Genomic DNA, 11,792 nt, shown 5'->3' with positions numbered 1-11,792 from the left:
TTGCCTGGCTGGAAGCGCGCGGGGTCCAGGTCACGACCCTGCAAACCGGCGCGCGCGGAGACGCGGAAGCCTTCGCGCGCCATGCCCGCCAGCACAGCCTGATGCTTACCGAAGAGGCACCCGACGCGGTGGTCGCGGCAGGTGGCGACGGGACGATCAACGAAGTGGTGAACGGGATGAGCGGCGGGGATCTGCCGCTCGCGATCCTGCCGCTCGGAACGGCCAACGTTCTGGCGGCAGAAATCGGCCTGGAGGTCAGAGCGGAGGTTATTGCCGAGACGATCTGGCGCGGCCCTGCCATCCAGGCGCGGCTGGGCGACGTCAACGGTCACCGGTTCACGCTCATGGCGGGGGTCGGGCTCGACGCCGACGTGGTCGCCAGCGTCGATACGCGGGTGAAGGCCTGGCTTGGCAAGGGGGCCTATGTGTTGACCACCCTGCATCAGCTCGCGACCTACCAGCGGCATTATTACCGGGTGGCCATCGACGGGGAGACCTACCGGGCCGCCTCGGTCGTGGTGGCGAAGGCGCATTACTACGGCGGCACCTTCGTCTGCGCGCCCGACGCGCGGCTCGACGAGGACATGCTTCATGTCTGTCTCTTCGAGCGGGCGGGGCGCTGGAACGCGATCCGCTATGCGGCGAACATGATGGCGGGGAGACTGCCGAAGGCGGCAGGGTACAGGATCGTGCAGACCCGTTCCGTCTCGATCTGGGCCGAGGAGGGCGCCTATAGCGGCGACCCGGTGCAGGCCGACGGCGACATCGTCACCAACCTTCCGGCAAGCATTTCGCTGCCGTCGGCACCGCTTATGCTGGTTGTCCCAAGACCGCGTTAGCGCGCCCGAAGATCGCGCCAGTTGTTCTCGGCAAGCTCGATATAGCCCCCCGGGTTCTGCTGCCAGAGTTCGCGCACCTTCTCGTTCCGGCTGAGATAGAGCCGGCCGTCGATGATGTCGAAGACCTCGGGGTCGGCGGCATAGAGCTTGCCCTTGGCCATGCCGAACGTGCTGAAGCCGCCAAACTGGGGCAGGTACTTTTCAGGATTCCGCAGGAACCGGTCGCGGTTCTCCGGGGCCGCAAAGAGGAACCGCGCGCCGTCGAACTCGACGGACAACGCTTCCTCGCCGCGCACGGCGGCATAGTCGCTGAAATAGGCAACCGGGTCATATCCTTTTATGGCGAGTCCGTCGCGAACGCTCAGCAACGGCTCGACCAGCGCGCCATGCTCCCTGGTCTGTGGCTCGCGGGTGACCGCGGCGGCCAGCCCGATGGCCAGGACAACAAGGAACAGTCGCGATAAGCCACGCTTGTAGCTCATCTTTTCACTCCGATCAGAAACTTTCTCGATTGCCGCTGATCTGGTGCGCCGGGGTGCGGATTGCCAATCCTTTTGCTTCACGAAGCGGTGAAACAGTTTGTCGCCCTGGAAGAAACAATTCCGCCGTCGGGACGGATCAGCCCTTGGATCCGGCCAGAGTCAGGCCTTCGACGAGAATGGTTGGGGCATCGGTTCCGTACTTGAAGGTCAGATCGCTCGCCGGTTTCAGGTTTCTGAAAATGTCATTGAGATGCCCTGCGACGGTGATCTCGGAGACCGGATAGGCAAGCTCGCCGTTCTCGACCCAGAATCCGCCCGCGCCCCGGCTGTAATCGCCGGTGACGATGCTGACGCTCGAACCCATCATGTCGGTGACATAGAGCCCGGTGCCGACGGACCTGATCAGCTCTTCGGGGCTGGTATCGCCGGGTTCGAGATAGAGGTTGGTCGCCGACGGGCTCGGCGGGCCGCCGGCGCCGCGCGAGGCCCGGCCGTTGCTCTCCAGGCCGAGCTGGCGTGCGGTGGAAAGATCGAGGAACCAGGTGGACAGACGTCCGTCTTCGACCACCATCAGTTTTTCCGAGGCGAGCCCCTCGGCGTCGAACGGGCGGGAGCGGAAGCCCCGGTTGCGCAGCGGGTCGTCGGCGATGCGAATGTCATTGGCGAAGATCTGCTCGCCCATCTTGTTCTTCAGGAAGCTGGTGCCGCGGGCGATCGAGGCGCCGTTGATGGCCGCGGAGAGGTGTCCGAGCAGGGAGCGGCTGGTCCGTGGATCGAAGATCACCGGCACGCGCTGCGACTTCGGCCGCTTCGGATTCAGCCGCTTCACCGTGCGCTCGCCGGCACGGCGGCCGATCTCGGCCGCGTCCTCGAGGTCGGCGAAGAACACTTTGGCCGTGTAGTCGTAATCCCGCTCCATGCCCTGGCCCTCGCCCGCGAGCATGACGGCCGAGACGGAGAAGCTGGAGCGGCGGTACTGGCCGGAAAAGCCGTTGCTGGCCGCGACCGCGACTTCGGTGGTGCTCCAGCCGGCGTCGCCGCCCTCGGAATTGGTGATGCCTTTGACTGCGAGCCCGGCCTCCTCGGCCTTCGCCGCCAGATCGGTCAGGTCCTCGGCAGTCGGTTCGTAGGGATCGAACATCTCGATCTTGGGGTGGGAAGTCGAGATCTGCCCGGCATCGGCGATCCCGGCATAGGGATCTTCCGGTGCCACTTTCGCCATCGCGACCGCACGTTCGACAAGCTCGTCGAGCGCTTCCGGCGAAGTGTCCGAACCGGAGACGGAGGCCTGCCGTTTGCCGACAAGAACGCGGAGCCCGATATCGTTACCTTCCGAGCGCTCGATCGCTTCGGGTTTGCCGAGGCGCTGCGAGACCGAAAGCGAGCGTCCGGTGAGATGAACGGCGTCCACCGCATCGGCGCCGGCTTTCCGCGCCTTGCCGATCAGGCTGTCGAGCAGTTCGAGTCCGCCGATATCAGACATGTCATTCCCACCTACGTCACAGGGCCGGCTGTTGACATAGGGCGGATCGGCGACGCGCGCAACCGGAGGCGTGCCGCCGAATTGAGATCGATTGTGGCGAGTTCCGTCCTGATCCCGCCAAAGGCCGCGGGCAGAAAGGGACCAACCTGGATCTTTCGAGGAGGAACCGATGAAGCGGATCCTGACTATGCTTGCCCTTTCCGTGGCCCTGTCGCCCGTCCCGGCGATGGCGCAGCCTTTCCAGCTCTATGAAGGCGTCGCCGCCGTGCGCGGCCAGTCCGTGCCGAATGACGGTTTCGAGCACAGCCTCGCCAACGAGTACCGGCGTCTCGCGCTGTTCGAGGCAGACGACATGGTCGATTGGATCGATGCCGAGCGCTTCGCGCAGAAGACCCTCGCATCGGCACGCGGAGAGACGGTGGAACCGGAACGCCTGGAGGACTGGAAGCTCGGCGAGGCGCAACTGCCCGCCCTCAAATCCTCGCGGCACCGTCTTTTGAGGGCGTTCGAACGCGATGCGCGGATCCTAGCGCCCCACGCGTCGGCTCGCGCCCAGGCGCAGTTCGACTGCTGGGTCGAGCAGGCCGAGGAAGGCCACCAGACGGAGCATATCGCGGCCTGCCGCGAGGGATTCCTCGATGCGATGTTGGAGATCGACGCGGCGCTCGCGAATTACGCGCTCGAACGAATCGAACGGGACTATCCGGCGAAGTAGGTTACTTCCAGATCGCCTTGCCGCTGCCGGGCAGCCCGAGCGAGGACCATTTCCGGTCGACCAGGTCGATGATCTCCTTGTCCATCCGGATCTCCTCGCCCCATTCCCGCTTGGTCTCGGGCGGCCACTTGTTGGTGGCGTCGAGGCCGATCTTGCCGCCGAGGCCTGATTCGGGACTGGCGAAGTCGAGATAGTCGATCGGCGTGTTCTCGATCATCGTCACGTCCCGGACCGGGTCCATGCGCGTGGACACGGCCCACATCACATCCTTCCAGTCCCGGGCGTTGATGTCGTCGTCCACCACGATCAGCCATTTCGTGTACATGAACTGCCGGAGATAGGACCAGGCACCCATCATCACCCGCTTGGCGTGGCCGGGATAGGCCTTCTTCATGGAGATGACGGCGATCCGGTAGGAGCAGCCCTCCGGCGGCAACCAGAAATCCGTGATCTCCGGGAACTGCTGCCGGATCAGCGGAATGAAGACCTCGTTCAGCCCTTCGCCGAGCACCGAGGGCTCGTCCGGCGGGCGGCCAGTGAATGTGGTGAGGTAGATCGGATCGCGCCGCATGGTGATGGCGGAGACGTTGAAGACCGGGAACTTCTCGATCGAATTGTAGTAGCCGGTGTGATCGCCGTAGGGCCCCTCGTCACCATATTCATCGAGCGAGACATGCCCCTCGATCACGATCTCCGCCTCGGCCGGAACCTTCAGCGGCACGGTTTTGCAATCGACCAGATCGACCTTCTTGCCGCGCAGCAGCCCGGCGAACTGGTATTCGCTGAGCGTATCCGGCACTGGCGTCACGGCGGCAAGGATGGTGCCCGGATCGGCGCCGATCACGACCGCGGCCGGCAGTGGCTCCGGCTTCTCGTTCTTCCAGCGCTGGTAATGCTGCGCCCCGCCGCGATGCTTCAGCCAGCGCATCAGCGTCCGGTCCTTGCCCAGCACCTGCATGCGGTAGATGCCGAGATTGAAATCGTCTTCCCTGCGCTTGCCCGGGCCCTTGGTCACGACCAGCGGCCAGGTTATCAGCGGCGCCGGCTCGCCCGGCCAGCAGCTCTGGATCGGCAGGCGGGAGAGGTCGATCTCGTCGCCCTGCAGCACGACGTCCTGGCAGGGGCCGTAGCCGACCGTGCGCGGTTTCATCGCCATCACCGTCTTCAGCAGCGGCAGCATGTCGAGCGCCTCGCGCCAGCCGCCCGGCGGTTCCGGCTGGCGCAGGAAGGCCAGCGTCTCGCCGACCTCGCGCAGCTGTTCCGGCTCGCGGTCCATGCCCCAGGCGACCCGCTCGACCGTACCGAAGAGATTTGCCAGCGCCGGCATCTCGTATTTTCGGCCGTCCGGCCCGACGACGTTCTCGAAAAGGACCGCCGGGCCGTTCTCGGCCAGCAGCCGCGTCTGGATCTCGGTCATCTCCAAGACTGGCGAGACCGGCTGGCTGACGCGGTGCAGGCGCCCCTTGCTCTCGAGCTGGGCCATGAAATCGCGCAGGGATGAATAGGGCATAACGCACTCCGTCCGTCGGCCGTGTCTGCCGGCCGCCGGTCAGATATAGCGGCGGTATCGAGGCGCGACCAGCAGGGAGCGCATGTGGCCGATGTTGCACCGCGATTGCGGGCGATTGCCGTCAGGGGTATACCGTCCCCAGAAATTCGGCACGGAGATTCCTCATGGCCTTCTGGGTTATCGGCGGCGAATATACCGACACTTCCTTCACGCATATCAAGGGCGGTGACGCGGAAACCAAGATCGGTCCGTTCCCCGATTACGAGAGCGCGAAGTCGGTCTGGGGCAAGCTTGCCTGGGAACACGTGGACGACGCACATACCCGCTACCGGATCTGGGACGACGGATCGGAACAGTTCTGGGTCGTTGGCGGAACCTACAAGTCGACCGATTTCAGCGAGACGATCGACGGTTCGCCGGAAAACCGGATCGGTCCGTTCGAAAGCTACGAGGCGGCAAAGGCCGAATGGCAGAAGCGGGCCTGGGAAAGTGTCGATGACGCCCACACCCGCTATCGTATCGAAAAAGTCAGCGGCTGAGCCATCGTGCCCGAATACGCCCCTCACGGGAATTACGAGATCTGGCTCGACCCGGAGCATGACCAGGTGATTCAGGTCGCCGCGTCGGGGTCGGTCAATCTCGAGATGCTGCTGATCCACAACGGCAGGAGCAACGAGATCGTCGAGGGGTTCCGCGGGCAGCCATACGGGATGGTCTGCGATTTCGGCAGCGGCATGATCATGACCCCGGAAGCAGAGGATGCCTGGGTCAGGAGTGCCGCCGGCCGCGTTGCCAGGGGGTGGTCCTGTGTCGCGTTCTATTTCGATCAGACCGCCGACTACAAGTCGCTCGTCAAGGCTCAGGTGACACGGGTCTTCGAGGGTATCGGAGTCCCCTGGTTCGAGGCGGCAGACGCAGGGGACGCGATGGCATGGGTACTCGAACGTCTCGCTCAGGTGACGAAAGAATGATCTATTCTATCTACTGAGGTTGGTGGTGTCCGCCGCTATGGCCATTGCGGCATTGGAGTCCATGGTTTGGCAGGGTTCAGACAGCATGGCGAGTATCATCTGGATTGCGACGGCTATGTCCTGAAGCTCGACGCATCCGGCCTGGTGAACGAGGAAACCATCGCTGCCTATGCGCGCGAAGTGCTGGATCGGATCCGGAGCTTCGACGGTGAGCCTTTCGCAATCTACTCCTCTTACGATCCCCAGGTTCTCCTGACGCATGATGCGGAAGCCACGCTTCGCAACAACATCGCGGCCAGGATGGCGGTCGGAATGTGCGCGGCGGCACTGAATCTCAGCCAATCCGACCACAGGCTCACCGTGGCGGCGCAAATCGGAGGTCTGTACGACGAGTTCGGTCTTCCGTGGCGGGAGTTCGAGAGTTACGAGGAAGCAAAGCCATGGCTCGACGATCAGATATCGCAGGCCCGATCGAGACGCGCTAAGTCCTGATCCGGATTTCATCATTTGCTTCTGATAATACCTCTAAAAATTGTATTGCAATTTTTTGCGTGCCGCTCTCTTGTCTTGATTTAGCAAAGTATAATTGCGGAGGCGCGGGCGTGCGGGACTTCGAACCTCACGGTGATTACCGCATCGAAACGGACGGCCGGATCTTCAAAGTATGTGTTGAAGGGACGGCAAACCGGGAACTCATGGAGGTTTACGCGCGGGATATGGACGCTCGCGTGGATGAACTTCGCGGGCAGCCTTTCGCCCAGTATCTCGACTATGTCTCCGACGCGCTGCTCATCGACGAGTCGATCATTCGCCTGAAAGAGAGTCTTGCGGAGAGAATGGCAAAGGGAATGTGCGCCATTGCCTTCAATCTGACCAAGATCACCGCACCGAGTGTGACTTCCGCGCAGATCAGCGCGATCTACGACGAGGTCGGTCTGCCGTGGCTGCAGGTCGAGGATTACCAAGATGCGCGGTCCTGGCTCCAGGCCCGGATCGCGGACGCGGACCGGGCGGCGGGGCGGAGCTAGAAGCGCAAAGCGCCGCGCGGCGCTCTCAAGTTTCGACAGACACGGAATTCCGCCAACTCACCGCTTGCCGTGGCGGTGGCGCTTCCATTACTTTGCCGCACCGCAAAACCCCAATGATGCGAGCGCGTTTACATGTCGACACACGGCGAAGCGGTTCCGCGAACCGACTTTCAGTCTCTCATCCTGACCTTGCAGAGCTATTGGGCCAGCAAGGGATGCGTGATCCTGCAGCCTTACGACATGGAAGTCGGCGCCGGTACGTTCCACCCGGCGACGACGCTGCGCTCTCTCGGTCCGGACGAGATCTGGAAGGCGGCCTATGTGCAGCCCTCCCGCCGGCCGACCGACGGCCGCTACGGCGAGAACCCGAACCGGCTGCAGCATTACTACCAGTTCCAGGTGCTGGTGAAGCCGTCCCCGGCGGACAGCCAGGAGCTCTATCTCGGCTCGCTGAAGGCGATCGGCCTCGACCCGATGGATCACGACATCCGCTTCGTCGAGGACGATTGGGAAAGCCCGACGCTCGGCGCCTGGGGCCTCGGCTGGGAGGTCTGGTGCGACGGGATGGAAATCTCCCAATACACCTATTTCCAGCAGGTCGGCGGCATCGACTGCGACCCGGTTCCGCTGGAGCTGACCTACGGCCTCGAGCGCATCGCGACCTATATCCAGGGCGTCGACTCGATCTACGAGCTCGACTGGGACGGCGTGCCGAAGGACCAGGGCGGCAAGACCTACGCCGACATCTACAAACAGGCCGAGCGCGAATTCTCCACCTGGAATTTCGAGATCGCGGATACCGAGACCCTGTTCCAGCACTTCAAGGACGCCGAGGCGGAATGCCAACGCATTCTCTCGGACGACCGGCCTTTGCCGCTGCCGGCCTATGACCAGTGCATGAAAGCGAGCCATGTCTTCAACCTGCTGGATGCGCGCGGCGTGATCAGCGTGACCGAGCGCCAGGCCTATATCGGCCGGGTGCGGGCGCTGGCGAAGAGCTGCTGCGAGCGCTGGGTCGAGGCGGGCAAGGCCCAGAAGGAGGCCGCAAATGTCTGAGCTTCTCGTCGAACTGTTCAGCGAGGAAATTCCCGCCCGCATGCAGAAGAAGGCGGCGGACGACCTGCTCCAGCTGCTGACCGAAAAGCTGAAGAAAGCAGGTCTCGAATACAGTTCGGCCGTCTCCCACGTCACCCCGCGCCGTCTGGTCGCGGTGATCGACGGTCTGCCGGAGAAGCAGCCGGACACGCGCGAGGAGCGCCGCGGTCCGAAGGCGGATGCGCCGGAGAAAGCCCTCGAGGGCTTCCTCGGGTCCGTCGGCCTGACGCTGGAGCAGTGCGAGAAGCGGGAAACCCCGAAAGGCACCTTCCTCTATGCCGTGGTCGAGACCAAGGGCGCGGAGACGAAGGCCGTCCTGCCGGGCATCGTCGCCGAGGCGGTGAAGGATTTCGCCTGGCCGAAGAGCATGCGCTGGGGCCGTCACGCCTTCCGCTGGGTGCGCCCGATGCACGGCGTGCTCGCGGTCTTCGGCGGAGAGACGCTGAAAGGCTCGATCGACCTCGGCGGCGGCGAGCTGACCTTCGGCAACCAGACCAAGGGTCATCGGTTCCTCGCGCCGGATGCTTTCACGGTGACGGATTTCGCCGATTACGCGGCGAAGCTCCGTGCCGCCTACGTGATCGTCGACCGCGAGGAGCGGAAGAAGATCATCATGGAGGGCGCGACGGCGCTGGCGAAAGCAGAGGGTTTGACGCTGAAGTCGGACCAGGGCCTGCTCGAGGAGGTCTGCGGTCTGGTCGAATGGCCGGTGCCGGTGATGGGCAGGATCGACGAGGCCTTCATGGACGTGCCGGCGGAAGCGCTGGTCACCTCGATGCGCAGCCACCAGAAATACTTCTCGGCGGAGACCGCCGACGGCGGCCTGGCCGCCCGCTTCATCACCGTCTCCAACATGAAGGCGGATGCGAAGCGCGACGCGACGATCCGGGCCGGCAACGAGAAGGTGCTGCGCGCCCGTCTCTCTGACGCCAAGTTCTTCTGGGACCAGGACCGCGCGGTGAAACTGGAAAGCCGCCGGGACAAGCTCTCGGACATCCTCTTCTACCAGAAGCTCGGCACCGTCGCCGACAAGGTGGCGCGGCTGGAAAAACTTTCCGCCTGGCTCGCGGGATACGTCCCGGGGGCCGACGCTGGCAAGGCGCAGCGCGCCGCCGCGCTGTGCAAGGCGGATCTCGTCACAGAAATGGTCGGCGAGTTCCCGGAACTGCAGGGGATCATGGGGCGATACTACGCGCTGCATGACGGCGAGGTGCCGGAAGTGGCCGATGCCATCGCCGATCACTATTCCCCGCAAGGCCCGAACGACCGTTGCCCGACCGCGCCCGAAAGCGTCGTCGTGGCGCTGGCGGACAAGATCGATACGCTGGCCGGGTTCTTCGCCATCGACGAGAAGCCGACCGGCTCCAAGGATCCCTTCGCGCTCCGCCGCGCGGCTCTCGGCGTGATCCGGCTCATCGTCGAGAACAAGCTCCGCCTGCCGCTGGCCGCCGCGTTCGAACAGGCGGCCGGGCTCTATGACGGTCTCGGATCGCCGGACGGCATCCTCGACTTCTTCGCCGACCGCCTGAAGGTGCATCTGCGCGAGGGCGGAGTCAGGCACGATCTGGTCTCCGCAGTCTTTGCGCTTGGTGGCGAGGACGATCTGGTGCGTCTGCTCGCCCGGGTCGAGGCGCTGCAGTCGGTGCTTTCCACCGCGGACGGTGCGAACCTGCTGGCTGGTGTGCGCCGGGCCGGCAATATCGTGAAGGCGGAAGAGAAGAAGGACGGCGTCACCTACACGGGCGCTCCGGACGAGTCATTGCTGGAGCAGGACGAGGAGAAGACGTTGTCGCAGTCTCTCGTGATCGCCGAACAGGGTGCCGGCAAGGCACTCGCGGCGGAGGATTTCGAGGGCGCGATGGCGGCCATCGCCGGTTTGCGCGGTCCGGTCGACGCCTTCTTCGACAAGGTCACGGTCAATGCCGATGACGCGTCTGTCCGGAAGAATCGCCTGGCGCTTCTGGCCCGGGTCGGGGCGACGGCCAACAGGATTGCGGATTTCTCCCAGATAGAGGGATAGCGGCGGCGTGATGGAAAAGTGGATCTACACATTCGGGGAGGGCGCTGCGGAAGGCTCTGCCGGTATGGTGGATCTGCTGGGGACCAAGGGCGCCAATCTCGCCGAGATGAGCACGATCGGCCTGCCGGTCCCGCCGGGCTTTACCATCGCGACCGGCGTCTGCGCCCATTACCACGGCCATGGCGGCAGCTACCCGCCGGAACTCGACGCGGCGGTGCGCAGCGCGCTCGCCAAACTGGAGGCGGACCGGGGCGCCAAATTCGGCGATCCCGATAATCCGCTGCTGGTCTCGGTCCGCTCCGGCGGCGCGGCCTCGATGCCGGGAATGATGGACACCGTCCTCAATCTCGGGCTCAACGACGAGGTGGTCGAAGGCCTCGCGAAGAAGACCGGGGACCGCCGCTTCGCCTATGACTGCTACCGGCGTTTCATCCACATGTATGGCGAGGTGGTGCTCGATCTCGACGCCTTCCTGTTCGAGGAGACGGCCGACGAGATCAAGGAGGATCACGGCGCGGTCCTGGATCGCGACCTGACCGCCGACGCTTTCGCGGAGATGGCGCGGCGCTTCAAGGAAATCGTCAAGGCCGAGACCGGAGAGCCGTTTCCGGATCAGCCCGAGGCGCAGCTCTGGGGTGCCATCGGCGGGGTGATCCGTTCGTGGAACAATCAGCGCGCGGTGATCTACCGGACGCTGCACAACATCCCGAGCGATCTCGGCACCGCCGTTACCGTACAGGCCATGGTGTTCGGCAATCGCGGCGAGCAGAGCGTCACCGGCGTCGCCTTCACCCGCAATCCCTCGACCGGGGTGAAGGAGCCTTACGGCGAATACCTCCCCAATGCGCAGGGCGAGGACGTCGTCGCCGGACTTCGCACGCCGCTGCCGCTGGTCGAGAGCGCCGCGCATGCCGAAGCCGGGGAGGCGACATCGCTGCAGGAGCATGCGCCGGAGCTGTTCGAGAACCTGCTGTCGCTCTGCGACCGGCTCGAGCGGCATTATGGCGACGTTCAGGACATCGAATTCACCGTCGAGGAAGGCAAGCTCTTTCTGCTGCAGACCCGGCCGGCCAAACGCACGGTCGAGGCCGGGTTGAAGATTGCTGTCGACATGCACCGCGAGGGCCTGATCAGTCGCGAGCAGGCGGTGATGCGGGTCAATCCCGACGATCTCGACAGCCTGCTCTATCCCTCGGTCGATCCGGCCGCTAAGGCCCGTCCGATCGCCCGCGGTCTGCCTGCCTCGCCCGGTGCGGCGAGCGGCATCGCGGTGTTCGATCCGGACGACGCGATCCGCCGTGCCCGCGATGGCGAGGACGTGATCCTGATCCGCAAGGAAACGAGTCCGAACGACATCCACGGCATGCATGCCGCGGTCGGCATCGTCACCGCGCGCGGCGGGCTCACCAGTCACGCGGCGGTGGTGGCGCGCGGCATGGGACGACCCTGTATCTGCGGTGCCAGCGGCGTGCGGATCGCCTCCGATCTCGCCTCTTTCACTGCGGGAGACGTGACGGTCAGGGACGGCGACGAGATCACCCTCGACGGCACCGGCGGCGGGATCTATCTCGGCCGGATCCCGACCGTTGAGCCGGAACTCTCCGAGGATCTGAAGACCCTGGTCGGCTGGGCCGACGAGATCCGTCATC

12 protein-coding genes are annotated in these 11,792 nt (G+C 64.5%); 9 read left to right on the top strand and 3 right to left on the bottom strand.

Translation table 11 applies throughout. The features are described from left to right. A partial coding sequence (locus JJ959_RS04330; RefSeq protein ID WP_292880042.1) for a YegS/Rv2252/BmrU family lipid kinase occupies positions 1-839 on the top strand: 839 nt, incomplete at its 5' end. Here the strand turns inward: JJ959_RS04330 and JJ959_RS04325 are convergent. After that, on the bottom strand, positions 836-1,321 hold the full coding sequence (locus tag JJ959_RS04325; protein ID WP_292880041.1) for a YHS domain-containing (seleno)protein: 486 nt from the start codon (positions 1,319-1,321) through the stop codon (positions 836-838). The two genes, JJ959_RS04330 and JJ959_RS04325, sit on opposite strands and share 4 nt — an antisense overlap. Positions 1,322-1,457: 136 nt before the next feature. After that, complete coding sequence (locus tag JJ959_RS04320; protein WP_292880040.1) at positions 1,458-2,804, bottom strand: TldD/PmbA family protein; 1,347 nt, start codon at positions 2,802-2,804, stop codon at positions 1,458-1,460. 169 nt (positions 2,805-2,973) lie between these two features. Here JJ959_RS04320 and JJ959_RS04315 point away from each other — a divergent pair, with 169 nt between their 5' ends. Next, a complete protein-coding gene (locus JJ959_RS04315) occupies positions 2,974-3,519 on the top strand; it encodes a hypothetical protein (protein ID WP_292880039.1) in 546 nt (181 codons plus the stop codon). Position 3,520: 1 nt separating this feature from the next. On the opposite strand, the gene JJ959_RS04310 is transcribed toward JJ959_RS04315, so the two are convergent. After that, the gene (locus JJ959_RS04310) at positions 3,521-5,029 is read right to left on the bottom strand and encodes a UbiD family decarboxylase (RefSeq protein ID WP_292880038.1); all 1,509 of its coding nucleotides are present in this window, start codon (positions 5,027-5,029) and stop codon (positions 3,521-3,523) included. Between the two features lie 164 nt (positions 5,030-5,193). Here JJ959_RS04310 and JJ959_RS04305 point away from each other — a divergent pair, with 164 nt between their 5' ends. The 7 genes from JJ959_RS04305 to JJ959_RS04275 form a co-directional block, all read left to right on the top strand. Continuing rightward, positions 5,194-5,568 carry a DUF4170 domain-containing protein gene (locus JJ959_RS04305; RefSeq protein ID WP_292880037.1) on the top strand — a complete coding sequence of 125 codons (375 nt, stop codon included), beginning with the start codon at positions 5,194-5,196 and terminating at the stop codon, positions 5,566-5,568. Positions 5,569-5,574: 6 nt separating this feature from the next. Beyond that, a complete protein-coding gene (locus JJ959_RS04300) occupies positions 5,575-6,000 on the top strand; it encodes a hypothetical protein (protein ID WP_292880036.1) in 426 nt (141 codons plus the stop codon). 66 nt (positions 6,001-6,066) lie between these two features. After that, a complete protein-coding gene (locus JJ959_RS04295) occupies positions 6,067-6,492 on the top strand; it encodes a hypothetical protein (RefSeq protein ID WP_292880035.1) in 426 nt (141 codons plus the stop codon). 236 nt (positions 6,493-6,728) lie between these two features. After that, positions 6,729-7,028, top strand: a complete 300-nt coding sequence (locus JJ959_RS04290; protein ID WP_292880034.1) for a hypothetical protein — start codon at positions 6,729-6,731, stop codon at positions 7,026-7,028. Between the two features lie 132 nt (positions 7,029-7,160). Continuing rightward, on the top strand, positions 7,161-8,084 hold the full coding sequence (locus JJ959_RS04285; protein WP_292880033.1) for a glycine--tRNA ligase subunit alpha: 924 nt from the start codon (positions 7,161-7,163) through the stop codon (positions 8,082-8,084). Next, positions 8,077-10,143 (top strand): glycine--tRNA ligase subunit beta, encoded by a 2,067-nt coding sequence (gene glyS / locus JJ959_RS04280; RefSeq protein WP_292880032.1) that lies wholly within the window; start codon positions 8,077-8,079, stop codon positions 10,141-10,143. The genes JJ959_RS04285 and glyS overlap by 8 nt, the downstream gene beginning before the upstream one ends. A gap of 10 nt (positions 10,144-10,153) precedes the next feature. Further along, on the top strand, positions 10,154-11,792 hold a 1,639-nt coding region (locus JJ959_RS04275; protein WP_292880031.1), incomplete at its 3' end, for a pyruvate, phosphate dikinase.

This window comes from Nisaea sp. (genome assembly GCF_017640745.1).
In the GTDB taxonomy this organism is placed as follows: domain Bacteria; phylum Pseudomonadota; class Alphaproteobacteria; order Thalassobaculales; family Thalassobaculaceae; genus Nisaea.
Note: the sequence above shows the minus strand (reverse complement) of the source record. Positions and strands in the feature narration are given on the sequence as shown.

What these genes read in the sequence shown, in the direction of transcription:
- JJ959_RS04305 (WP_292880037.1), top strand. Translation starts at nt 5,194, where the DNA reads ATGGCCTTCTGGGTTATCGGCGGCGAATATACCGACACTTCCTTCACG.
- JJ959_RS04310 (WP_292880038.1), bottom strand. Translation starts at nt 5,029, where the DNA reads ATGCCCTATTCATCCCTGCGCGATTTCATGGCCCAGCTCGAGAGCAAG.
- glyS (WP_292880032.1), top strand. Translation starts at nt 8,077, where the DNA reads ATGTCTGAGCTTCTCGTCGAACTGTTCAGCGAGGAAATTCCCGCCCGC.
- JJ959_RS04285 (WP_292880033.1), top strand. Translation starts at nt 7,161, where the DNA reads ATGTCGACACACGGCGAAGCGGTTCCGCGAACCGACTTTCAGTCTCTC.
- JJ959_RS04325 (WP_292880041.1), bottom strand. Translation starts at nt 1,321, where the DNA reads ATGAGCTACAAGCGTGGCTTATCGCGACTGTTCCTTGTTGTCCTGGCC.
- JJ959_RS04315 (WP_292880039.1), top strand. Translation starts at nt 2,974, where the DNA reads ATGAAGCGGATCCTGACTATGCTTGCCCTTTCCGTGGCCCTGTCGCCC.
- JJ959_RS04320 (WP_292880040.1), bottom strand. Translation starts at nt 2,804, where the DNA reads ATGTCTGATATCGGCGGACTCGAACTGCTCGACAGCCTGATCGGCAAG.